Consider the following 22,913-nt stretch of genomic DNA (forward strand, 5'->3'; position numbering starts at 1 on the left):
AACTAAACGGATAATGCCTGCAAGGCTTTTACGACCTTGTCCATATCGCTCATAGTGTTATAAATGTGTGGCGACATACGGATACCGCCCGTCGGTGCGGCTGCAATGCCGTGTGTTTCGTAAAGCTTTTTAGAAAGTTCTGCCGGTTTCTTTCCGGGAAAACTAATGATCGTAACGCCTCCGCTCAATTCGGGGTACAGCGGCGTGACAAAGCTTGCACCCGGAACTTTGGACTTAATCTGGTCTTTGAGATAGGTATTCAGCTGAACGACACGATTTTCAATGTTCTTTTTACCAATGGTTTGGTGGAAATTCACCGTTTCTACCAAACCGGCTAATGTAGATTCATTACGCTGCCCCAGCATGCAATATTTTTCGTCCACGGTCAATGCACCTTCTTTCCAGCCTGCGCTGATAATGTTCGGCCATAAGTTGCCGGCACTTTCCTTTTTCACATACAGAATGCCATTTTCCAGCGGGCCCATAAACCATTTGTGTGTGCTACCCGTGTAAAAATCACAACCAATGTCTTTTAGGTTCAAGTCCAGGAAACCAAATGACTGCGCTCCGTCCAGCAACGTCAATACATTCTTTTCAGCTGCCAGTTTGCACAATTCTTTCGCAGGAAGCCCGATTCCGCTGGTGTTCGAAATGTGTGAGAAACCCAACAGTTTGGTTTGAGGCGTAATAGCGTCACGGAATGGCTTGATCAGGTCTTCCACTGATTGCGGAGTAGCAGGAACACTTACTTTTTTAACAGTAAATCCATATCGCTTCGCCCGCTGCTCCCACGCACTTCCATTCGAGGGATGATTCTGGTCCCAAAGCAGCACCTCATCGCCCGGTTTCAAGTCCAGGCCATTGACGATAATGTTGTTACTTTCGGAGGTATTTCGGGTAATGCCGATCTCTTCTTTCGCTACTCCTGTAAATCCTGCCAAAAGCTCCACTGCTTTCTTCCGCTTCTCCGAAAATTGCTCCCGATATTGGAATGAGACGTCTTTTTCCAGCCCGTCCAGCATCTTTTTTACCTGTTCATTCACCGCTGCCGGCGGCGGGCATAGATTCGCCGCATTCAGCATAATAAGATTGGGCGGCACCGCAAACTGTTTTCTGATTTGCTCCCAGTACTTTTCATCCGGCGCATCACCCGATGGAGGTGCCACGAATGGCGCATGACTTTCGTTTCCAAAAACAGGCAGTGCAATAGCTGCGAGCGATCCGGCACCCAGCCGTTTCAGGAAATGCCTTCTTTCATTCTGTACTGAGGTTTCTGTTTTCATAGGAGTAACGGGAGTGTTATGAACATTAATTTCTATCAAGCCATTCCAAGATATAGTCGGCGTCTTCGGTCCAGGTAGGTTGTCCCAAAACGTAGTGGTTACGACCGGGGAATTCTTTGTATTCGAGTACGGAACCATTGGCTTTGTAAGCCTTGAAATTCCGGGTATTCAATGAGGCAGGGATAATGTTGTCCTTATCACCGGAAGTGAGCAACAATGGTACGTGTGGTTTTTTGAAATCAACTTTCGCGGCTGAACCCAATCCGCCCCTGCCTACTGTTTTAGATTCCGGGATCGTATTTTCTTCGTATGATTTTATTTGGTCTTCCAGGGACATTCCATTGGTAAATGCATATTGCCAGTCAGCCAGTGACATCAGATAGGTTTTTTTCAAAGAAGAAAACAGTCCCAGCACTTTGTAGCCTGCTTTCAAAAACGAGAATTCATAAGGGATAATGCCTTGCGGAGGTACCGAGTGAATGGCTACACCAGCGGCCGCCAAATCTCTGTTTACCAAAACCTGCGTAATTAATCCGCCCAGTGAATGTCCGATAATGATTGGTTTCTCAGGCAACGATTTTACAAAATTCGCATAATGGTCTATCACCTCAGTCAATGTTAATGCAGCCAGGTCAGTATCATTGGGTTGTCTTTTTCTTAGTTCCGCTGCGGGCGCATCTTTAAATGGCCAGGCCGGTGCGTAAGTAGTATAACCTTTTGCTTCAAAATAGGCTTTCCATGGATTCCAACCGCTGTTACTAACGAATGCTCCTGTTACAAATACGATGGTTTTTGTGTTACTGCTTTTCATGATTTCTATCGTTTAAAAATGAATTTTGTTTCTTGTTATTTGCTTTGAACATGACAAAATTCAGCAGTATCGGAGACAATAAAATTAACCTCGGTTAAGATCGTCATTTACCCATCATTCTTTTTCGGATACGGCTCAATGACGGGGCCTGAATGCCCAAATAAGACGCAATGTGGTACAGTGGAACGTTATTAAAGATGTCGGGATGTTTCCGGATCAGATCCAGGTAGCGCTCTTCGGGCGTCAGGAACATCAGGTCTTCGGCCCTCGTCATGGCTATATTGAAAGCCGTTTCGGCCACTAATCGGCCAAACCTTTCCCATTGATGTGATTTTTGATAAAGTTCTTTCAGGTGATTGATGTGAATGTATAGAATGGTAGAGTCCACCATTGACTCCGTGTAATAGTTGCAGGGAGTTTGTGTCACAAAACTCTTGTAGGAAACTACGACCTGATTTTTGGAAAAGAAGAACACATTCTTTTCCTCGGCGGTATCGTCATTGATATAATAAGTCCTGAAAACCCCGTCCAGAATGAACCCGAGGTGTTTGCAGACATTTTTGTACTCATTATAAAACTCTCCTTTACCGTATTGCTTTCGTTGCCAATAAGGTAATGACAATGCAAAAGCCTCCTCTCCGATCTCCGCAAAATTGTTTAAAGCGTAGCCAAGTATATCAGTTTCAGTCATGAAAAAGGAGATTAGGAACGTATATTCCAAAAATAACCAGTTATGGCACTATTTCCTCATGAATTGGTGCGCCGAAACACAAAACATTTAAAAAATGATAATCCTGATTTGAATCTTACAGATTTACAGCTAAAAAACTCGTTTTCAGCATGATGAATCCAATTTTTATTTGTTAAATTTGATAACCCTCCCCCTACTTTGCAGCTCACGACCTTTAAACTTTAACAGTATGCTGAAAAGGGTTACTCTACTGTTTTTGATACTGACTTCCGGTGTTTGTTTAGCAAACCAGATCCTGATTCCGATGGATCAGACACAGACAAACCACCTGAAAGCATATGGCCTTGCCTATATGCTGCTGAAAGGAGACATTGAAGTAGACTGGCTGCTCAATTATCGCGGCGGCAGCTTCAAGGTTCAATATGCCAAATCCATTGAAAATGAATGTAAGCTACGGGCGATTTCCTACGAAGTGTTATCGGAGGCTGCTAGTTCGCAGATCGTGAGCCAGATCAGCAGCCCGGATGTGAATATGGACGTGGTGAAGTTGTTCAAGGCAGCGAGAATTGCGGTTTATTCTCCGATCAAAATCAGTCCCGCCGAGTTTGAAAATACGGATGCGGTTTTGCTGGTTTTGAAATATGCTGAAATTCCATTTGAAGTCATTTACGACGAAGAAATTCTGAAAGGCGAACTTCCGAAATACGACTGGCTGCATTTGCATCACGAAGATTTCACCGGTCAATTTGGCAAAAACCTGCGTAGGACTACTCAAACTGACATCAAAGCTCAGGAAGCGATTGCTAGCCGGTTTGGTTACACAAAGGTTTCTAAAATGAAGCTGGCGGTTGCAAAGTCTATCAAGGAATTTTGTGCGGGAGGCGGATTTTTATTCGCCATGTGCTCCGGAGCGGAAACTTTTGATATTGCACTGGCAGCGGAAGGTCTCGACATTGTCGATAACCTCGACGGTGACGGCATCGACCCCGACGCACAGTCCAAACTGGATTTCGACAAGACTTTCGCCTTTTACAATTTCAAACTGCAGCTCGACGACTACGAGGGGATGAATTTCTCCGACATCAATTCCTCCGCTGGCAGGTTTCGTGGCTGGGGCGAGAATGATGCATACTTCTCACTTTTCGATTTTTCGGCCAAATGGGACGTGATACCGGCCATGCTGGTTCAAAATCATGAGCATTTGGTACGGGAGTTTTTTGGACAAACGACTGCCTTTTCTAAGTACACCGTCAAGCCTAGCGTGTTGGTCATGGGTACCAGCAGTTCCTCCGATCGCTACATTTATGGCGAGCTCGGCCGGGGTCAATGGACATTCTACGGAGGCCACGACCCGGAAGGTCGCGGAGGCGGAGGCCGCAGAATGCCAACTGACCTGAATCTCTACCCCAATTCCCCCGGCTACCGGCTGATTTTGAATAATGTATTATTTCCTTCGGCGAGGAAGAAGAAACGGAAAACGTAAATCAAGACTTTCATTTTACTCTTTTGTCGTTTTTCGGTAGCTTTACCTGAAACAGCAGCACTATGTCGACTACAATCAAGGATATCAATCAACTGGATCTCAACGGGACCTACACCTACGCTGACTACCTTCTCTGGCGTCTGGAAGAGCGTTTAGAACTCATCAAAGGGAAAATCTTTAAGATGTCACCGGCACCTAATGTCCGGCATCAGAAAATTTCAGGAAAGTTACATTTGGAGATGGGCATGTTTTTTAAAAATCATTACTGCCAGGTTTTCTATGCTCCTTTTGATGTACGGTTACACAAGAAAAATAGCCAGTCCTCAGATACCAAAATTTACACTGTAGTTCAGCCGGACCTTTGCGTGATCTGTGATGAGGGAAAACTAGATGAAAAAGGATGCTTGGGCGCCCCTGATTTGATTGTTGAGATACTTTCTCCCGGCAACTCCCGCAAGGAAATGGACATTAAATTCGAACTATACGAAGAATCAGGAGTACGTGAATACTGGCTTGTTGAGCCAGCGGAAAATGCCGTATTCGCCTATGTATTAAACGAACACGGCACTTATATAGGCCTGAAACCAGCTATTAACATATTACAGTCGGCCATTTTTCCCGACCTCAAAATTGATCTTGAACAGATATTTAAGTAAGATTTCCATTCAAGCCAATTCCATTTCCATTTTAATGTCTGCTCGTTTGAAGTTGTGCCCGGATAATGGTACTTCTACGAAACCCAGCTTTTTATATAGGTTAATGCCAGCCGCCGAGCCTTTTCTGTTCGAGTAAAGAATCACCTTTTTCGCCCCCAGGTCCGCAGCTTTCTGAATAACCGCATTGCCAAGCAGATCACCGATCTTTTTGCCGCGCATGGTTTTGGAAACCGTCATTTTACTCATTTCAACAATTTCTTCGCCACTCCATTTCAGCGCGCAGGTACCCACGGCTTCGTCATTGTACAAAGCCATTAAAATAGCCCCACCGTCTTTCAGGTAGTATTTTTCAGGATCCGACAATGTCTTTTCATCCTCCGGCTCCACTTCGTAAGTCTCTGAGATCCAAGCATAATTGAGATCGTAAAATGCCTTGGCGTGCTCCGGCTTATAATCTACAATGCTGACCGAGGAATCCGTTTCCTCTTGGGTTAAACGAAGGTACCGGTCAAGAAAACCCTCTTTTTTTAGTTGATACTCTGTCTCATCCATAGCTAGTAACAGGTTATTTGCAGTATTCGTAATTTCTTCGGCCGTCTTTTTCATCTTCTCCCAAACCGGCTGCATTTTAGTCACCAGCTTCTGAGCTTTCTCCGTAAGTCTGACCATTCGCTTTCTCTCGTCCTTTGAATCCTTGAAAGACTCCACCAAACCGTTCTTTTCCAGCTCTTTCAGCAAACCGATCGTCGACGGATGCGCGTAACCGATCTCTTCCGAGAGTTCGATAATGCTCAGCGAAGTTTTGACATGCAATGCATAAATCACAGGAAACCATTTGGGCTCAAAATCGATATCATTTGCCTTATAAATCAAAACTCCCTCTTTCCGAAACTGGTCACTCAACCGCTGTAATCGCGTAGAAATAGCCAATCCGCCCAGCTCATTAAAAATATTCATAACGCCATTTTGAATTAATGTTCAATTATACGTAGTTTCCTACTTAAATACAAATGATCAATCAAACTTTGTTTCAAAAAGGCTGGCCATCCCCGATTAGTTCTTACTTAATAAATATTCCTCCACTTTTTTATCGATCGCATTCTTGCCTTGATCATAACCTACCTGCCTGGCAATAAGGTTATGATTGGAATCAAAAAGAAGCCATACAGGAATGGATTGAAGATTATATTTCTTGTCGAGTTTGGTAAATGAAGAATCACGATTGGCTATAAATTGACTCCACGGCATATTCTCCTGGCCCAAAGCTTTTTTCCAGGCCTCTTCCTTTGCGTCAATTGAAATGCTGGAAATGTTGAGTTTATCTTTATGCTTTGAATAAAGCGACTTCACCTGAGGGATTTCCTGTCGGCATGGACCACACCAGCTTGCCCAGAAAACGACCAGATTGTATTTGTATTTATCGTTCAAAATACTCGATGCGAGCGAATTATCGGGCTTTTTCAATAAAATATCCTCAGGAAACATACTGCCAGTCTTATTCTGAAACCGCACATAATTGTTAATGCTTTGAAAGTCAGCCGTGCGCACGACGGAACTATCAAAAAGAGAAATCAAAGCCGCCAGTTCGTTATCCTTGAATGACTGTTTCGCCCAGTCCAGCTGATTTATCAAATCAATTGAATATGGATATTTTTTTACAAGCGAAGCATTATAGTTTTTCTTTTCCAAAGTCTGCTCAGGATTGGCTTTGAAAGACAAATGTCTGAATGCGACTTCTGTTTGCTTATTGGGTTTGTCGACAAGGAAACTAAATATCTCCCTACCTTTAATATGGACGGACGTATCCCTCTTTAAACGCATTATCCCTTTATCCGCATAAAAATTACTTTCATAGGTTTTCCTGAAATAAGGATTTTTGTAACCGATAAGTTGGTAAGGTTGCCTGGGATTTTGAGTAGCATACAGAATGCTGCTGCGAAAAGGAATAAAGTTGTCAGCAGGTTTTATTTCAAGTTTAAACTTGCCATCCTTCACAAAGGTAGAATCCACAAATTCTCGGGTATCGGCATTGCCCAGGTACAGTTTCTTCCCTTCAAGCGTCGAACGCGAATCTCCTATATCTCCGGTGATGATGATGGTATCAGGCTCGCTCGTGGACAGACAGGAGAAAGTGCTGAATGTAACGAGAACTGAGAATAAGGTGACGGCGCATTTATGCAGCCTGAGCGTGATGATTGATACGTCTTTCATTTGTAGTTGAGATTATTGAATAATTAATTATTTCAATAAATAGTATACCTTCTCAAATATAAACGAAAGAACTAAATGTTTCTAAATTTTATATAAAATTAAATTATATATAACCCACAATCAACTTCCCGGCCCGCTGAGAAGCGCCCGGGCCGCCTACCAGCTTTTGCAAAGTAGCGTAGTCATTGAGTTGAACCGTATGTTTTGCTCCGCCGGGGATAATTTGTTTCAGCTCTTCCACGAGTAATTTTTCATTCAAATTATCCTGGATCAGCTCTCTGACGGCCTCTTTTTCAAGGATCAGATTGACTAACGAAATGTAGGGTACCCGGATAAGGCGTTTGGCGACAGCGTACGAAAATCCGCTCGTTTTGTAACAAACTACCTCAGGGACATTGAAAAGCGCGGTTTCCAAAGTGGCAGTACCGGACGTTACCAATGCAGCTTGCGCCACTGACAGCAAGTTATACGTGCTTTCGTAAACGATAGTAGCCCGATCCGAGGAACTATATTGCCCATATAAAGCCGAAGGCAGGTTACTAACACCGGCAATAACAAACTGATGGTCAGGAAAATGGGGTTGTACAGTCAACATCAGGTCCAGCATCCCGGTGATTTCCTGCTTCCGGCTACCAGGCAGCAGCGCGATGATCGGTCTGTCGTCCAGGTTATTCTTCTTTTTAAAATCAGGATCAGGCTTGAATGCGGCGATGGCGTCCATTAAAGGATTACCGACATAGTCAACCTTATAGTCGTACTTTTTATAAAAATCGATTTCAAATGGAAAGATCACGAACATGTGATCGACATTCTTTTTGATCTTCCAAGCCCGTTTCTGGTTCCAGGCCCACACTTTTGGAGAAATGTAATAGAAAACTTTCAGGCCCTTTGCTTTGGCGAATGCCGCAATGCGAAGGTTAAATCCGGGATAATCAATGAGTACCAGTGCGTCCGGCTGGTAAGCAAGTATATCTGCTTTGCACTTTTTTAGAAATCCGGAAATCTTGCGCAGGTTAAGCGCTACTTCCAGGAACCCCATGAAAGCAGTATCCTTATAATGTGTTACCAGTTCCAGCCCCTCCGCCTTCATCATATCACCGCCCCATCCCCTGAAATCCGCATTCGGGTCGCTTTCTCTAATTCCCTTGATCAGGTTAGAGCCATGCAAATCTCCTGAACGTTCTCCGGCAATGAGGTAGTATTTCATTTTTATTCGCCGTAGTATTCTACGAAATTCTTGGGGGTTTCTACAAGTTTAATGTAATGCAGTTTTGCATTGGGCGCTGCGCTCGAAACCGCAGGAGCTAGAATATTCCAGATCTCCATTACAAAAATCTCGCAGGAAGCCATTTTGCCACGCATGAAGTCCACATCCAGGTTCAGGTTTTTATGATCAACCTTGTCTACCACTTCGTTTTTAATGATATCTCCCAGCACTTTCAAATCAATCACAAAACCGGTATCAACATCCGGTTTCCCTTTAACCGTAACAATCAGCTCAAAATTATGTCCGTGCCAGTTGTTATTGGCACATGGCCCGAAAACTTCCTGGTTTTTCTCTTCTGACCAAGCCGGATTGAAAAGCCGGTGGGCCGCATTGAAATGCTCTTTTCTCGTGACGTAAATCATAAATCTTCCTCGCACTTAATAAATAGGATACAAAATTACATCTTGTATCCGTAGTTTTGCAGTTCAACAAGCGGATAACTAAAAAAAATCCAATTTCAGGATAAAATTTAAGAGTAGATTGGCCACTAAGTGTACTCTTATCTGGCATTCTTTTTACAGTTTAACATATAATCTCTCCCATGATTATCGTAACAGGTGCAGCCGGATTCATTGGCAGCGGACTTATTAGCCGCCTCAATCAAGATGGTTTTAAAAACATTATTGCAGTTGATGATTTTTCGAAAATTGATAAAGCGGAAAATCTGGAAGGAAAAACGATCAAGGAAAAAGTAGAAAGGGATACTCTTTTTGAATGGCTTGATCAAAACAACCGGGATGTGGAATTCATCTTTCACATTGGTGCCAGGACGGACACGACGGAGTTTGACAAAGAAATATTCGATGAGCTCAATGTCAATTATTCCAAGCAGATCTGGGAAAAGTGTGTAGCCTATCAAATTCCCCTTGTATATGCATCGTCGGCTGCCACTTACGGCCTCGGCGAGCATGGATATGATGATAATGAATCTACATTATCGCAGCTGAAACCTCTGAACCCATACGGCGATTCTAAAAATGAATTCGACATCTGGGCATTGCAGCAGGAAAAGAAACCTTTCTTCTGGGCCGGATTGAAATTCTTCAACGTATACGGGCCGAATGAATATCACAAAGGCAGAATGGCTTCCGTTATTTTCCATGCTTACAACCAGATTAAGGCGACTGAGAAAATGAAACTTTTCCGGTCACACAACCCTGATTTTAAGGATGGCGAACAAATGCGTGATTTTATTTATGTGAAGGACCTGATCGATGTATGTATCTTTTTCATGCACCACCGCAAGAACTCAGGCATATATAACCTGGGTAGCGGGCGCGCAAGAACATTCAAAGACCTGGTGACCAATACCTTCATCGCGATGGGCAAAACGCCTGATATTTCTTTCGTTGATACGCCTGTCGACATTCGAGACAAGTACCAGTATTTTACACAGGCCAACATGAGCAAACTCCGCTCGATAGGCTTCACAAAGCCATTTACTTCCCTCGAAGACGGTGTGGCCGATTACGTGAAGAACTACCTCAGCTCAGGCTCATATTTATAAGATTTTTTATTCTTCAAAACCCCTGCTACGGATTGAAAACAGCTCAATCCGTAGCAGGGGTTTTGATTGCTATGGCGGATTTGTCCGCAATTTTCTGTATTTTTGACCCTCTGATTAAACTCAATCCCACATCTCTGTGTTACAATAACGACGAAACACAGTGTGATACAAATACGACTATGAGCAAAGAAGATGAATTGTTGGAGGAAATCACCAGTTCGGAATACAAATACGGCTTTGTAACTGATATTGAAGCAGATGAAGCCCCGATGGGGTTGAATGATGATATTATCAGGTTCATTTCAGCCAAAAAAAATGAACCAGAATGGATGCTTGCGTGGCGTTTGAAAGCATACCATTTGTGGCTTACCATGAGTGAACCCAAGTGGCCAAACGTGCACTACCCTAAAATCGATTTTCAGGCGATCAAATATTACTCTGCGCCTAAAAAGAAAAAGCAAGTTGATAGCCTGGATGACATTGATCCGGAATTGCGCGATACATTTGAGCGTTTGGGAATTTCTCTCAACGAACAAAAAAGACTGTCAGGTGTTGCCATTGCAGTAGATGCTGTCATGGATTCAGAGTCGGTTTTCACAACTTTTAAAGAGTCTCTGAAAGAAAAAGGTATCATTTTCTGCTCCATCAGCGAAGCAATCCGCGAACATCCCGATTTGGTAAAAAAATACCTGGGATCAGTTGTTCCTCCAAAAGATAACTATTACGCCGCCTTGAACTCAGCAGTGTTTTCAGACGGTTCTTTTGTATACATTCCAAAAGGCGTTCGCTGCCCGATGGAGCTTTCGACTTACTTCCGTATCAATGCGGCGGGAACGGGTCAGTTTGAGCGGACATTGATTATCGGTGACGCCGACAGCCACGTGAGTTATCTGGAAGGATGTACCGCTCCGATGCGTGACGAAAACCAGTTGCATGCTGCTGTCGTAGAGATTTTCGCACATGAAAACGCGAATGTTAAATATTCAACGGTACAAAACTGGTACCCTGGTGATAAAGAAGGCAAAGGCGGAATTTACAATTTCGTGACCAAACGCGGTCTTTGTGACGGCGCTGGTTCCAAAATCTCCTGGACACAGGTTGAAACCGGTTCTGCCATTACCTGGAAATACCCATCGGTCATTCTGAAAGGTGATAATTCCATCGGCGAGTTCTATTCAGTTGCTGTTACCAATAATATGCAGCAGGCTGATACCGGTACCAAAATGATCCATATCGGAAAGAACACCAAAAGCCGTATCGTTTCCAAAGGTATTTCTGCTGGAAAAAGTCAGAACTCATACCGCGGTCTGGTTCAGGTTTTCAAAAAAGCCGACAAAGCGAGAAACTTCTCCCAATGCGATTCACTGTTGCTGGGCGACAAGTGTGGCGCGCATACTTTCCCATACATTGAAGTAAGCAACCCTTCGGCCACGGTCGAGCACGAGGCGACGACTTCTAAAATCGGGGAAGACATTCTTTTCTATTGCAACCAACGTGGTATCCCAACTGAACAGGCAGTTGCGCTGATCGTAAATGGATACGCCAAAGAGGTGCTTAACCAGCTTCCAATGGAGTTTGCAGTAGAGGCCCAGAAATTACTGGAAATCAGTCTGGAAGGTAGCGTTGGTTGAAAAACCTCCCGGTACTTTTTGCAGCTTAATATCACAAAAGCCTTTGATTCGTCAAAGGCTTTTTGTATTTTATTGATTCTAAAATATGTTCCATCAACGATAACCCTTCATGACTCACGTTCCACAGCTAATCATTGACCTTTCTTTAATACTCTCGATGGCGGGTATCATTACCCTCATTTTCAAGAAATTGAAACAGCCCATCGTGTTGGGATACATTTTGGCCGGATTACTTGTTGGACCTAATTTTCATTTGTTCCCCACCATTACCGACATCAAAACCATTGAGATATGGGCGGAGATAGGTGTTATTTTTCTGCTGTTTAACCTGGGTTTGGAGTTCAGTTTCAAAAAGCTGGTCAAAGTCGGAAACACTGCGGCCATTACCGGCCTTTTTGAAGTAAGTATGATGCTGATGACCGGTTTTATAACAGGCCAATTATTAGGGTGGAGCAAAACAGATAGTCTCTTTCTCGGAGGAATTATAGCCATTTCTTCAACTACAATCATTTTCCGTGCTTTCGACGAGTTGGGGATCAAAACCCAGAAATTCACACGGGTCGTCCTCGGCATTCTCGTCATAGAAGATCTGACGGCCGTTTTGTTAATGGTATTATTGTCGACATTGTCGATCAGCCAGCAGTTTGCGGGATTTGAACTCCTTCAATCTATTTTAAAACTCTTCTTTTTTCTTACACTCTGGTTTTTGGGAGGCATTTTCGTCTTCCCGACATTGCTACGGCGCTACCGGAAGTTGATGAATGACGAAAGTGTATTAATCACATCCGTGGCGCTTTGCTTCGGAATGGTATTCTTTGTCACCAAGGCAGGATTTTCCGCGGCGCTGGGCGCATTTATTATGGGTTCGATATTGGCCGAAACAACACACGCTGAAAAGATTGAGCATTTATTAAAACCGGTGAAAGACCTGTTCGGCGCCGTGTTCTTTATCTCAGTAGGGATGCTGATCAATCCCGGATTACTGCTGGAATACGCAGTTCCGACAGCGATTTTAGTACTTGTTGTGATTATTGGCAAAACCACTTTCGTGACGCTGGGAGCCGTTATTTCAGGCCAGCCATTAAGAAAATCTTTACAATCGGGAATGAGCCTTTCGCAAATCGGCGAATTTTCTTTCATCATTGCCAATCTCGGTTTGTCATTAAAAGTGACCAGCGGGTTCCTCTATCCAATCGCCGTCGGTGTTTCCGTGATCACGACCTTTGCTACGCCCTATATGATGAAAGCCTCAGAACCGCTGTACGAATGGCTCGACAAGCGATTACCGGAGAAATGGCGACTCTACCTGAACCGGTACAGTACCAGTACGGAAACCATCGCACAAACCACTCACTGGAAGGAAATACTACAATCTTACGCGCAAACCGTCGTACTGAACTCTGTGGTGGTGATTGGAATAATTCTGGCGGCGTCGCGTCAGTTAGCCGAACAGCTCCATACCCGCGTGCCGGAGACATTCATTACCAACTCGGTACTGTTTGGCATTACATTCCTACTGATTTCCCCTTTTCTGTGGGCGCTGATCTTCAAAAGGTCAAATCGCAAAGCTTATTCATTCATCTGGCTTAGCAGAAAATACAGTCGCGGGCCCTTGCTCCTACTGGAACTATCGCGGGTTTTGATCGCCATTTTGCTCATGGGTTTTCTGCTAAATTCCTTTTTCGCAACACCCACAGCCCTCAGTGTAGGCGGGGGAATAATGGTACTGGGATTTGCGATTTTTTATCAAAGGCTGCAACAGTTCTATAATCGCATTGAAGACAGGTTTTTACAAAATCTCAATGCAAGACAACTGGAAGGCAGCGGCAAGTCTAAAAAGATATTACTACCCTGGGACGCACACTTTGCCTTCCTGGAAGTAAGTGCAGACTCTTCACTAATCGGCAAGAGTTTGCAGGAGTTAAAAATCCGGGAGAACTTCGGTATCAATGTCGTACTGATCGAACGTGGCAGCAAAACCATTCACCTGCCCCGGCCGACGGAAGTGCTCTATCCCTGCGACCGCATTGAGGTAATCGGGACCGATGAACAGCTCGACATTTTTCGTGGGCACGTGGAGGTGAGTACCAACGGGGACGTGTACATGGCGCACGAAGACAGCATTGTCCTCGAACGCGTGGAAGTTAGAAATGAATATAATATCCGAGGTAAAACGATCCGCAACAGCCAGATTCGTGAAAAAACACATGGTATGATCGTTGGCCTGGAACGCAATGGAGAGCGTATTCTGAACCCCGATTCGTCCATGATCATTGAAAATCAGGACGTGCTTTGGATCGCGGGCGACCGTGACCTGATTAAGGAGTTTATGAGCAACAAAACCGCCAATAGTGACGAGGAAGTCCCGGTTGTTATTTGAGCAAGCCTTGCAAGCCACCAGTATGCACAGCCACAATGGTTGAACCGGCTTCGAAATATCCTTTTTCAATCTGATCGAATAAGCCGTAGAACATTTTGGCGGTATAAACCTGTTCAAGCTGAATGTCAAAACGGTCTTTGAAGCTGTCCATGAAATCGGTTAGTTCGGTATTCCATTTCGCATAACCACCAAAATGATATTCCGTGAAAAGTTTCAGGTTACCTTTTTGTTCAGAATGGATCAAAAGATCCTGAATATCCGTTTCCAGGAATTCGCCACCCTTCAATGCAGAGAATGCGAGTACATTGGCGCCGGCGGAAAGTAGTCCGGCCGCAGTACCACCTGTGCCGGCAGCAACCGCAAAAAAATCCGGTGGCGATTCCAGCTGTTCGCCAGCTTCTGTAACCATTTCGGCAACACCCTTCAATCCAAGCTCTGAAGTACCACCTTCCGGGATAAGAAAAGGGTGTTCCAGCTTTTGCACGAGTTTATTTAAATACGACAACGAGTTTCTATGCTTATATTCTTCCCTGGAAACAAATTGCAGCTTCATATTTTGTTCTCTGCAAAACCGCAATGTCGGTGTGTCATTTTCAGCAAACTCCACTCCTCTTACCACACCTATCGTCTCAAAACCCATCGCATTGCCCGCTGCCGCAGTAGCATACAAATGGTTGGAATAAGCCCCACCGAATGTGAGAATGGCCTTTTGCTCCGTCGCTTTTGCTTCCAGCAGATTGTATTTCAGCTTCCTCCATTTATTACCTGAAACAACGGGATGGATCAGGTCCTCCCTTTTAACATATACACTGACTTGCGCCTTTTCAAAGATTGGATCGGAAAGTTTCTGTAAAGGGGTGGGTAAGGAAGGATGAAGGAAATCCATCAATTTTAATAATTTTGCTCTTAGTAAATACAGAATGGAAATGTCCGAAGATAACATTGAAATTACCTCCGAAGAGGATGATTTATTTGAACATTATCGAATCGTTGCCGATAAGGGTCAGGGCCTGGTCAGGTTGGACAAATATCTGAACCTTCATGTGGCCAATGCTTCCCGGACAAAAATACAAAACGGAATTGAAGCAGAAGCCGTAAAAGTAAATGGGCTTCCTACAAAAGCCAGTTACAAGGTTAAGCCGCTGGATGTGATTACACTCTCCCTCCCGGAACCTCCGCGTGACACCGAAATAATTCCCGAAAATATCCCGCTGGAGATCGTTTACGAAGACGAAGTATTGTTGATCGTAAACAAGCCTACCGGAATGGTCGTACATCCTGCATTTGGAAACTGGACCGGCACATTGATCAATGCACTGGTGTACCATTTCCAGCAGCTTCCCACTGGCAGAAACGGTGAAGGAAGGCCAGGTCTCGTTCACCGGATCGACAAGGATACTTCTGGCCTGCTGGTGATCGCCAAGACTGAATTTGCTATGTCGTTTCTTGCCAAACAGTTTTCCGATCACACCATCGAGAGAACGTACAATGCATTGATCTGGGGAGAACCGAAAGAGGAGAAAGGTACCATTACCGGGAATGTCGGACGGAGCGTCCGCGACCGGCGTGTGATGGACGTTTTCCCGGACGGAAGCCAGGGAAAACATGCTGTCACGCATTATGAAGTCATCAAGCCGCTGCGTTATGTTTCTTTGGTCAAATGCAATCTCGAAACCGGGCGTACGCATCAGATACGCGCGCACATGAAACATATCGGGCATCCGATCTTCAATGATACTACTTATGGCGGTGATAAAATCCTGAGGGGAGTATCCAACGGAAGCTATAAAGCAATGGTCGAAAACTGTTTCAGTATGTTGCCTGGACAGGCATTACACGCCAAATCACTCGGCTTTACACACCCTACAACCAGGCAATGGATCCAGTTTGACACCGATTTACCTGAAAATTTTCGAGCGATTATAGAAAAGTGGGAAAACTATGTAAACTATCAGTAGGAAATAGTATATTTTAAGTTTGTTAGTACTTTAAAGATAAAATTAGAATTTATGACAGTCTCAACCCGGCAAGGAACAATAGAAGACATACCTGCCATTTTTGAATTGGTAAAAGAGTTGGCGATTTATGAAAGAGCTTTAAATCAGGTCACGAACAATGTCGAAAAAATGACCCGTGATTATAATGAAAAGCTATACGATTTCTTTGTCGCCGAGTCCGATTCAAAGATCATTGGTCTGTCCCTTTATTATTACCGGTATTCGACCTGGAAGGGCAAGAGATTGTACATGGAAGACATTATTGTAACAGAATCAATGCGGGGTAATGGCATTGGGAAGATCCTGTTTGACGCCACAGTAGCAGCTGCCAAACAAACCGGATGTACAGGTATGCTCTGGCAGGTACTGGATTGGAATACATCAGCGGTAGGCTTTTACCGTAAATACGGCACTAATTTCGATAATGAATGGATTAACTGCAGCCTGGACTTTTAAGATAGCAAATCGGGCCTTCTTTCCCGTGTTCTTTTCAGAGACTGTTCATATCGCCACTCTTCGATTTTAGCTTCGTGCCCCGACATGAGGATGTCAGGCACCTTGCTTCCTTCATAATCCGCAGGCCTGGTATATACCGGCGGTGCGAGCAGGTTGTCCTGAAATGAATCGGTTAATGCAGATGTTTCGTCATTGAGCACGCCCGGAAGTAGCCGTATAATAGCGTCTGAGAGAACAGCTGCAGCGAGCTCGCCACCTGACAATACATAATCGCCTATGCTCACTTCCTTGGTAACAAAAAGGTCTCTCACACGCTGGTCCACTCCTTTGTAATGCCCGCAGAGCATGATCAGATTACCTTTTAATGATAACTGATTTACCATTCTTTGCTGCATGAGCTCACCGTCAGGCGTGAGGTATATAACCTCGTCGTAGTGCCTTTCAGCTTGTAATTTTCTGATACAGCCAGCGATCGGTTCTATTTGCAGTACCATTCCCGCACCTCCGCCGAACGCGTAGTCATCAATGGTACGATGCTTGTTAGTGGAGTAGTCGCGGATATCGTGTACTACCACTTCCACATAACCTCCCTGCTGCGCACGTTTCAGGATTGAATGTGCAAAGAAGCTATCCAGCAGGTTAGGAACGCAGGTTAAAATATCAATCCGCATCGTCAGGAATGTTTTCAGCGTCAGAGGTATTATCGAGATATACTTCCAGCAGGCCTTCCGGTAAATTAACCAGCAGTTGCTTTTGTTCCTTATCAGCTTTTAAAACAATGTCTTCCGCGGTAGGGATCAGAATTTCTGCACCCTGATAATCCATTGCTATCAGATCCTGTCCGTTAAGAGAGTACACCTCCCGAACAATCCCTAATTCACCTTGATTTTGATCAATTACTTTGAAACCTTTGATCTCGTGGTAGTAAAACTCCTCCTCGCCTAGCTCCTCCAATTCGTCCAATGACAGGTAAAGCGAGCTACCGACAAGTGCCTGCGCCTTTTCAATGGTATTAACATCCTCAAAGCTAACAATAGCGTTGCCCTGTTTCTGAATATTAAAATTGTCGATAAAATAAGGAACCAGTTCGCCTTTGATTTCCACATATACCGAATCCAGTTCTTCATAATCCTCCGGATAGTCTACATCCATGAAAATTACGACATTGCCGGTGGTCCCGTGCGTGCGAACAATATAGCCCAGTAAGTAACAGTTATCCTGTGTCACCGTTAAGAAAAATATTTAGGATGAATATAAAACAGTATGAGTCTGTACGGAAAACCGACAGACCCATAAAGAATGTATTTTGACTTGTAATTATTCAGCTGACTCTTCTGCCGGTGCTTCTGCACCATCAGTAGTATCAACTGCATCAGATACTTCGTCTGTAACCTCTGCTTCTGCGGTTTCAGCAACAACAACTTCCTCAACAGGAGGTGCGTTCTTCTTAGCAATAGCTTCTGCACGTGTCTGGTTAACTTTACGTTCAGCTTCCAGCTTAGCACTTCTCTCAGTTTCTTTCTTTTGAGACAATGAATCGGCAGCAGTAGCTTTACGATCTGTTTTAGATCCTTTCCACTCTTCAAAACGTGCATCAGCAACTTCCTGAGTAATTGCACCTTTGATTACGCCTACTTGCAAGTGTTTTTTCAACATTACACCTTCATGTTGCAAAATAGAACGGGCTGTATCTGTTGGCTGAGCTCCTTTAAGCAACCAGTCAACTGCCTTATCCGATTCCAAAACGATGAAAGCAGGGTTGGTACCTGGGTTGTAGATACCCAATTTTTCGATGAAGCGACCATCACGTGGTGCTCTGGCATCTGCGACTACGATATCATAAATCGCTTTCTTTTTGCGTCCACGACGCGCTAACCTAATTTTAACTGCCATTATTGAATTTGTTATGTTGGGAACTCGTCCCTCGTTTAAACAGGGTGCAAAGGTAATTTAAATTCTCGGCTTTTAAATAGTATTGCACAAAAAAAGGGAAGGTAACGAGTACCTTCCCTTTCAATTTTCTGCAACTACTAGCGGCGGAAACCAGCCGGGTAAGTAGAGCGGATTGTGTTATTTGGAAGAATTTTGATCTCAACACGACGGTTAGACTGCAATCCTTCAACTGTTGTATTTTCTGCGATCGGGCGATACTCACCATAGTATTCTACAATGATACGGCTTGGATCAGTTAAGCCTCCACGTACCAGGAATCTCTTGGCGGCATCAACACGACGACGTGAAAGTGCAACGTTGTAGCTGTCAGAAGCACGGGCATCCGTGTGACCAACCAGAACGATGCGGCAGTTTGTACGCATGTTCAACAACTCAACCACTTTGCTTAATGTTTCTTTCGAAGGATTGCGGATGATCGCTTTGTCAGTATCGAATTCGATGTTGCTGAATAAAGCTTCGCATTCGTCTTTCGGCAGGTTGTTTTTGATCGCGTCTCTGATAATTTTATCAAGATCCATTGCAACACCACCACCTGAAACTACGCTTCCGATTGGTGTGTTAGGCTCTTTATCGAATAGATCCGCAACTCCGTCACCATCAGAATCCGTGTAAAGACGTGGGTCAACTGCTTTTGGCATGTTAGCTTTTGCGATTGAATCCGCATCATCCATAGTAGGATTGTAAGGAACAGGGATCAAAGCTTGTGGATTAGCCCAACGAAGGTGGTAACGTCCGCTTGCTGCATCGTACTTGCCTTTTTTAGCCATTACTGCGTTTTTACCCAATTTGTAGGTCAATGCAATTGTAGCCATTCCGTAAGCATCATTGTTTGATTCTCCTTTTGCAAACGTCCAGATTCCTGCTTGAAGATCATAGTCGCTTAATCCACCAACTGTTGCATCCAATTTCTCAGTATTCACAAAGTTATGTGTGTAATCGATACCCAAGTCGAAACGTGGAGTCAACTCATAATGCACTGAAAGACCAGTCGGGATAACCCATTCACGTGTGTAAGTGGAACCGTTACGTTCCCATTTACCAGCAGTTTTCGAGCTGGCATCAGTGTTAGTAGAAAAATGTTTAAGCGGGCCGTTTTTGGTTACGTTGGTATAGTCAACATCTGTGTGATAGTAGATGATACCACCTCCCAAATGTGCGTCAACTTTCCATCTACGCATTTTTTTGTATCCAAAAAGGAGACGGTTAAGATTGGCTGTACCGTCCAAAGTCACCTGCACGAATGAAGGGCTGTTGAAGGTAGCATTGTAAGTATCGTTGGATATTGAACTGATATGTCCGTTTTTCGAGCCTTGAAGGCGACCATTGTACCCTACAATCTGAACGCCGAAAATAGGTGACAACTGCTTATTTACGGAAAGTCCCCATGCGCCGGTCAACTTCTCATTGTCTCCGCGTTTCCAGCCGCTGTACTGAGTCAAATCTCCGAAGAATTTGGTAATCCCGCCGTATCCTGTGATGGACCAGGTGTTCATTTTATTGGGTCCTTCATACGTCCGGTTTTGAGCAAACGTATTCAAACTCAGTAGGGACAAACAAATTAAAGCAACGTAAAGATTCTTTTTCTTCATGGGAAACACCAGTTATGTGATTCAATATTCACTATTTAATTAACAAAAAATCAGAAAAAGGATAAGCCTGTAAGCCGGGTTCTGTTTCCTTCATTGAAACTCAATAAAAGACTCCTACCATTTATCCAGGATTCCGGTCACCCGAAACCTCTAACGATCTACCCGTGTCATTGTTCCGAAGAACGGGGACGAGTAACCCCACTTAATAACACCTATTTGATCTTTCAGCCCGTAAGGTTTACCTTGCCTCACCGGTTGCCCGGGGAGCGGTGGGCTCTTACTCCACCATTTCACCCTTACCTTCACATATAAAAAACATGCCAAGGCGGTATCATTTCTGTGGCACTTGCTGTCAACCGGTCGTCTCCATCCGATTGCCTTCCCGTTAGGAAGTACGGCACTCTGTGCTGCCCGGACTTTCCTCCCCGGCCAAATACCGCGGCGGTAGGACAGCTTATTCCCTTCCTCTGACCACAAAGCTAAGAAATACTTTCTTTCGATCAGCAGTCAATATACCACAAAAAGTAAAAAAATATGGTAACGACACAGATTATTGTGCAAATTTTCTTTTAAATTCCTTTCAATCCGCCCACTTTCAAATTGACCTTTCCGTGCGCAAATACAACAGAATAAAGGTGTTTTGGAGTGAGGTAAACTTTGTCCGGCGTGATATCTGAAAGCGTTCCTTTAATCACAACTCCCTCTGTGACTTTGTAGTTACTTAATGCTTTCTGTATCGTCTTCTTGGCCTCGTCGATTTGCTGACCAACGGGAAAAACCATTTTTTTCTCCATCATTCTGCTGAACTGTCCCTGCAATAACCAACCGGCCGTACGCACTATACTATTCCTCGTATCCAGATCATAGTCCAGTCCTTTCAACGATAGCTGCTGAGACACAGGATCGTAGTAAGGTATGCCTTTCAGATAAATAAAGCCATTAATATTTCCTTTCAGGCCAGCCTTAATTACCATCCGGTCGTTTTGCCCGTACATTTCAATGGACGTTACCTCCACATTGTACTGCCCGCTCAAAAAGGAGAACTTCTCTCCTGCAAACTTCGCAGTGGCCAATCTTGCTGCGTCTTCATACGAGACCACACTGATCAACCCGACTTTAAAGTCTTCATTGATTTTGTCAACTATCTTCAAATCAGGCAGTTTATATACAGCCGGTATCGCAGGTTTGGTCGCGGAAGTGATGGTTTGCGTGTATCCCTGGATACCGATTACTGAGCGCAGAATGTTGTTTTTAGCCAAAAGCGGCGTCATCACGATAGCCGTGGGAACAATTACCAGCCAGGTATCAAACTCTTTCGCAAGCATAACCGGCTGACGGGCAATACCCCACGCAAGCTCCACATTCTTTTTCAGTTCAAGATTGCTGGCTACCTGTTCGTCGATGGCTTCCGTGATTTTGTCAAAATTCTTGTTCAGCAGGCGGCTCGCCATACTTTTAATGGGGATGTTAATTCCTGCAACTTTGATGTTCGGGTCGGTGATCCAGTCGTAACTATCCACATAAGTCTCCGATTTGATCTGCCAGTTGGGCGAAATCCCGATTTTGGAAATAAGACGTATTTTGATCGAAAACTCAGTATCCTTGTACCCCGACATCTTTATTCCGAGTGGGCTGATGTTGTAACCTGCACTTACCCAAATCTTTAAGGGAACTTCGAACAAAAATGACGAGTCAATAGCCACAACACGGATCGGGCTGATCTTCCAGACTTTCGCTTTCAGATTGTCCTGCCCCTCATCTTCATAGCTGTTATCTTCATAAATCAGGCCCTTTATTTTCGCATTGATCTGATTTTCAATCTCCGAGACGGGAATTTCGACCGGGACATTCAGTGACGATAAATGCTTTTCATTCTGAATTTCTTTATCGGAATACTTATATTCTTCCATAGGTGCCTGGGGAGAGGTTTTTTTGGGAGTACATTGCCATTGGCCGCAAATAATGAATGCTAACACCAATGGATACAAGCATTTAACGGGTCTGTTACTTGATTTTGACGAGGGTTGCACCGTATCCGAATTTTTCTTTTTGAGCGTCTTTAAAATATTGAACATGCTGATTTTTGCCAAGCCGACGGTGAAGCTCGTTCTTCAAAGCCCCGCTTCCCGCCCCGTGGATAAAGGTTATCTCCTCCATTCCATTTGCAATCGCCATTTCCAGGCTGCTTTCAAACGTTTCTAACTGGGTTTTTAATATAGCATCATTCGATAGCTTACCCGAATCCTGGGTAAGTTTACCAATGTGCAGGTCCACAACTTGTTCTGGCTTCTCCAATGTGACTTGTTCAGGTTTCGCCCCACCCAACATACTGGCCCTGAGGTCGGCAGAAAGGTTCTCACTGGTAGCAACCGTTTCCTTTTTCAGGTTCTCGTCATCCAGCTGATACACAAATGCCTCTTTATCCAACACTGGCGCCTTGCCTTTATTCTTGTAAAATGATTGGGCCCTGCATTTGATTTTCTTGGTTAACGGCTGCGGCAACAAATGGTTTCCTTCCCTGAAATACAGCAGTTTAAGTTCAAATACCGGCCAGCTTTCAAAATCCTTCATCAATACTTCCGTCAATTTCTGCGAAGTCCGTGGTTGCAGCACGCCTGCCCCCAGTCCCAAACTTACCTGTTCCGTCAGCGAAATGGCTGTAAAGGGCAAAATCCAGTCGGTATTGTTGATAATGTGCAACGTCAGAGCCCGGTCATTGATTGATACAAAAGCAATGTAAATCCCTTTTTCAGCGAATGGCGCTTGTCTTGAAACAATGATATCACTCTGAGAACCAAGCTTCTTAGAATCCGGCTGTTTTACCAGCCGCTGGGACTCTACCGGTGAAATGGTAACAATTTCATTACGAAGCACCGGAATCCTGAAACCATCTTCTATCTCAATTTCTACAATATTGCCTGGCAAAAAAGCATAAATAACACCTTCTTCGCGGCCATGCACCAATCTTACTTTATCTCCAATATTCATAAATTCACTT

The 22,913-nt window shown here is 44.2% G+C and carries 21 protein-coding genes and 1 other RNA gene; 7 read left to right on the forward strand and 15 right to left on the reverse strand.

What is annotated here, in order from left to right:
- Positions 1–2: 2 nt before the first annotated feature.
- The 3 genes from ON006_RS17080 to ON006_RS17090 all read right to left on the reverse strand — a co-directional run bounded on the left by ON006_RS17080 (position 3) and on the right by ON006_RS17090 (position 2,785).
- Positions 3–1,283, reverse strand: coding sequence for an aminotransferase class V-fold PLP-dependent enzyme (locus ON006_RS17080; protein WP_244820584.1), 1,281 nt, complete (start codon positions 1,281–1,283; stop codon positions 3–5).
- Between the two features lie 25 nt (positions 1,284–1,308).
- A complete protein-coding gene (locus tag ON006_RS17085; protein ID WP_244820585.1) occupies positions 1,309–2,094 on the reverse strand; it encodes an alpha/beta hydrolase in 786 nt (261 codons plus the stop codon).
- A 103-nt stretch (positions 2,095–2,197) separates the two neighbouring features.
- Complete coding sequence (locus tag ON006_RS17090; RefSeq protein ID WP_244820586.1) at positions 2,198–2,785, reverse strand: Crp/Fnr family transcriptional regulator; 588 nt, start codon at positions 2,783–2,785, stop codon at positions 2,198–2,200.
- A gap of 229 nt (positions 2,786–3,014) precedes the next feature.
- Here ON006_RS17090 and ON006_RS17095 point away from each other — a divergent pair, with 229 nt between their 5' ends.
- Together ON006_RS17095 and ON006_RS17100 are read left to right on the forward strand one after the other, a co-directional pair.
- Entirely contained in the window at positions 3,015–4,268 is a 1,254-nt protein-coding gene (locus tag ON006_RS17095; protein WP_244820587.1) for an asparagine synthetase B, read from the forward strand.
- 62 nt (positions 4,269–4,330) lie between these two features.
- Positions 4,331–4,924, forward strand: coding sequence for a Uma2 family endonuclease (locus tag ON006_RS17100; protein ID WP_244820588.1), 594 nt, complete (start codon positions 4,331–4,333; stop codon positions 4,922–4,924).
- 9 nt (positions 4,925–4,933) lie between these two features.
- Here the strand turns inward: ON006_RS17100 and ON006_RS17105 are convergent, their stop codons facing one another.
- The 4 genes from ON006_RS17105 to ON006_RS17120 form a co-directional block, all read right to left on the reverse strand.
- Positions 4,934–5,881 carry a bifunctional helix-turn-helix transcriptional regulator/GNAT family N-acetyltransferase gene (locus ON006_RS17105; protein ID WP_244820589.1) on the reverse strand — a complete coding sequence of 316 codons (948 nt, stop codon included), beginning with the start codon at positions 5,879–5,881 and terminating at the stop codon, positions 4,934–4,936.
- Between the two features lie 96 nt (positions 5,882–5,977).
- Positions 5,978–7,135 carry a TlpA family protein disulfide reductase gene (locus tag ON006_RS17110; protein ID WP_244820590.1) on the reverse strand — a complete coding sequence of 386 codons (1,158 nt, stop codon included), beginning with the start codon at positions 7,133–7,135 and terminating at the stop codon, positions 5,978–5,980.
- Between the two features lie 103 nt (positions 7,136–7,238).
- The gene (gene lpxB, locus ON006_RS17115) at positions 7,239–8,342 is read right to left on the reverse strand and encodes a lipid-A-disaccharide synthase (protein WP_244820591.1); all 1,104 of its coding nucleotides are present in this window, start codon (positions 8,340–8,342) and stop codon (positions 7,239–7,241) included.
- A 2-nt stretch (positions 8,343–8,344) separates the two neighbouring features.
- Positions 8,345–8,764: a 6-pyruvoyl trahydropterin synthase family protein gene (locus tag ON006_RS17120; RefSeq protein ID WP_244820592.1), complete on the reverse strand. Its 420-nt coding sequence runs from the start codon at positions 8,762–8,764 to the stop codon at positions 8,345–8,347.
- Between the two features lie 179 nt (positions 8,765–8,943).
- Here ON006_RS17120 and rfaD point away from each other — a divergent pair, with 179 nt between their 5' ends.
- The 3 genes from rfaD (at position 8,944) to ON006_RS17135 (ending at position 13,920) form a co-directional block, all read left to right on the forward strand.
- The gene (gene rfaD / locus ON006_RS17125) at positions 8,944–9,909 is read left to right on the forward strand and encodes an ADP-glyceromanno-heptose 6-epimerase (RefSeq protein WP_244820593.1); all 966 of its coding nucleotides are present in this window, start codon (positions 8,944–8,946) and stop codon (positions 9,907–9,909) included.
- 179 nt (positions 9,910–10,088) lie between these two features.
- On the forward strand, positions 10,089–11,540 hold the full coding sequence (gene sufB / locus ON006_RS17130) for a Fe-S cluster assembly protein SufB (RefSeq protein ID WP_244820594.1): 1,452 nt from the start codon (positions 10,089–10,091) through the stop codon (positions 11,538–11,540).
- 109 nt (positions 11,541–11,649) lie between these two features.
- Positions 11,650–13,920, forward strand: a complete 2,271-nt coding sequence (locus ON006_RS17135) for a monovalent cation:proton antiporter family protein (RefSeq protein WP_244820595.1) — start codon at positions 11,650–11,652, stop codon at positions 13,918–13,920.
- Here the strand turns inward: ON006_RS17135 and ON006_RS17140 are convergent.
- Entirely contained in the window at positions 13,913–14,806 is an 894-nt protein-coding gene (locus ON006_RS17140) for a 1-aminocyclopropane-1-carboxylate deaminase/D-cysteine desulfhydrase (protein ID WP_244820596.1), read from the reverse strand. The two genes, ON006_RS17135 and ON006_RS17140, sit on opposite strands and share 8 nt — an antisense overlap.
- 40 nt (positions 14,807–14,846) lie before the next feature.
- On the opposite strand from ON006_RS17140, the gene ON006_RS17145 reads away from it, so the two are divergent.
- Both ON006_RS17145 and ON006_RS17150 read left to right on the forward strand, forming a co-directional pair.
- Positions 14,847–15,878 (forward strand): RluA family pseudouridine synthase, encoded by a 1,032-nt coding sequence (locus ON006_RS17145; protein ID WP_244820597.1) that lies wholly within the window; start codon positions 14,847–14,849, stop codon positions 15,876–15,878.
- Between the two features lie 51 nt (positions 15,879–15,929).
- Complete coding sequence (locus ON006_RS17150; protein ID WP_244820598.1) at positions 15,930–16,373, forward strand: GNAT family N-acetyltransferase; 444 nt, start codon at positions 15,930–15,932, stop codon at positions 16,371–16,373.
- Here the strand turns inward: ON006_RS17150 and trmD are convergent.
- From trmD to ON006_RS17185, 7 genes are all read right to left on the reverse strand, one after another.
- Complete coding sequence (trmD, locus tag ON006_RS17155; protein WP_244820599.1) at positions 16,370–17,044, reverse strand: tRNA (guanosine(37)-N1)-methyltransferase TrmD; 675 nt, start codon at positions 17,042–17,044, stop codon at positions 16,370–16,372. The genes ON006_RS17150 and trmD overlap by 4 nt on opposite strands.
- Complete coding sequence (gene rimM / locus ON006_RS17160; RefSeq protein WP_244820600.1) at positions 17,034–17,600, reverse strand: ribosome maturation factor RimM; 567 nt, start codon at positions 17,598–17,600, stop codon at positions 17,034–17,036. Before rimM ends, trmD begins: the two co-directional genes overlap by 11 nt.
- A gap of 90 nt (positions 17,601–17,690) precedes the next feature.
- On the reverse strand, positions 17,691–18,266 hold the full coding sequence (locus tag ON006_RS17165; protein ID WP_244820601.1) for a 30S ribosomal protein S16: 576 nt from the start codon (positions 18,264–18,266) through the stop codon (positions 17,691–17,693).
- A 137-nt stretch (positions 18,267–18,403) separates the two neighbouring features.
- Complete coding sequence (locus tag ON006_RS17170; RefSeq protein WP_244820602.1) at positions 18,404–19,915, reverse strand: OmpA family protein; 1,512 nt, start codon at positions 19,913–19,915, stop codon at positions 18,404–18,406.
- Positions 19,916–19,969: 54 nt separating this feature from the next.
- An RNA gene (gene rnpB / locus ON006_RS17175) (RNase P RNA component class A) lies at positions 19,970–20,376 on the reverse strand.
- 108 nt (positions 20,377–20,484) lie between these two features.
- Positions 20,485–21,825 (reverse strand): DUF4403 family protein, encoded by a 1,341-nt coding sequence (locus ON006_RS17180; protein ID WP_244820603.1) that lies wholly within the window; start codon positions 21,823–21,825, stop codon positions 20,485–20,487.
- A gap of 94 nt (positions 21,826–21,919) precedes the next feature.
- Positions 21,920–22,903: a Smr/MutS family protein gene (locus tag ON006_RS17185; protein ID WP_244820604.1), complete on the reverse strand. Its 984-nt coding sequence runs from the start codon at positions 22,901–22,903 to the stop codon at positions 21,920–21,922.
- Between the last annotated feature and the right edge of the window lie 10 nt (positions 22,904–22,913).

It is taken from the genome of Dyadobacter pollutisoli, assembly GCF_026625565.1.
In the GTDB taxonomy this organism is placed as follows: Bacteria; Bacteroidota; Bacteroidia; order Cytophagales; family Spirosomataceae; genus Dyadobacter; species Dyadobacter pollutisoli.

Excerpts from the sequence above, each read along its gene's own strand:
- ON006_RS17080 (WP_244820584.1), bottom strand. The coding sequence starts at position 1,283 with ATGAAAACAGAAACCTCAGTACAGAATGAAAGAAGGCATTTCCTGAAA.
- trmD (WP_244820599.1), bottom strand. The coding sequence starts at position 17,044 with ATGCGGATTGATATTTTAACCTGCGTTCCTAACCTGCTGGATAGCTTC.
- ON006_RS17185 (WP_244820604.1), bottom strand. The coding sequence starts at position 22,903 with ATGAATATTGGAGATAAAGTAAGATTGGTGCATGGCCGCGAAGAAGGT.
- ON006_RS17180 (WP_244820603.1), bottom strand. The coding sequence starts at position 21,825 with ATGGAAGAATATAAGTATTCCGATAAAGAAATTCAGAATGAAAAGCAT.
- ON006_RS17095 (WP_244820587.1), top strand. The coding sequence starts at position 3,015 with ATGCTGAAAAGGGTTACTCTACTGTTTTTGATACTGACTTCCGGTGTT.
- ON006_RS17100 (WP_244820588.1), top strand. The coding sequence starts at position 4,331 with ATGTCGACTACAATCAAGGATATCAATCAACTGGATCTCAACGGGACC.
- ON006_RS17135 (WP_244820595.1), top strand. The coding sequence starts at position 11,650 with ATGACTCACGTTCCACAGCTAATCATTGACCTTTCTTTAATACTCTCG.
- ON006_RS17110 (WP_244820590.1), bottom strand. The coding sequence starts at position 7,135 with ATGAAAGACGTATCAATCATCACGCTCAGGCTGCATAAATGCGCCGTC.
- ON006_RS17120 (WP_244820592.1), bottom strand. The coding sequence starts at position 8,764 with ATGATTTACGTCACGAGAAAAGAGCATTTCAATGCGGCCCACCGGCTT.
- ON006_RS17170 (WP_244820602.1), bottom strand. The coding sequence starts at position 19,915 with ATGAAGAAAAAGAATCTTTACGTTGCTTTAATTTGTTTGTCCCTACTG.
- ON006_RS17105 (WP_244820589.1), bottom strand. The coding sequence starts at position 5,881 with ATGAATATTTTTAATGAGCTGGGCGGATTGGCTATTTCTACGCGATTA.
- ON006_RS17140 (WP_244820596.1), bottom strand. The coding sequence starts at position 14,806 with ATGGATTTCCTTCATCCTTCCTTACCCACCCCTTTACAGAAACTTTCC.
- ON006_RS17145 (WP_244820597.1), top strand. The coding sequence starts at position 14,847 with ATGTCCGAAGATAACATTGAAATTACCTCCGAAGAGGATGATTTATTT.
- sufB (WP_244820594.1), top strand. The coding sequence starts at position 10,089 with ATGAGCAAAGAAGATGAATTGTTGGAGGAAATCACCAGTTCGGAATAC.
- ON006_RS17090 (WP_244820586.1), bottom strand. The coding sequence starts at position 2,785 with ATGACTGAAACTGATATACTTGGCTACGCTTTAAACAATTTTGCGGAG.
- rfaD (WP_244820593.1), top strand. The coding sequence starts at position 8,944 with ATGATTATCGTAACAGGTGCAGCCGGATTCATTGGCAGCGGACTTATT.
- ON006_RS17150 (WP_244820598.1), top strand. The coding sequence starts at position 15,930 with ATGACAGTCTCAACCCGGCAAGGAACAATAGAAGACATACCTGCCATT.
- ON006_RS17085 (WP_244820585.1), bottom strand. The coding sequence starts at position 2,094 with ATGAAAAGCAGTAACACAAAAACCATCGTATTTGTAACAGGAGCATTC.
- lpxB (WP_244820591.1), bottom strand. The coding sequence starts at position 8,342 with ATGAAATACTACCTCATTGCCGGAGAACGTTCAGGAGATTTGCATGGC.
- ON006_RS17165 (WP_244820601.1), bottom strand. The coding sequence starts at position 18,266 with ATGGCAGTTAAAATTAGGTTAGCGCGTCGTGGACGCAAAAAGAAAGCG.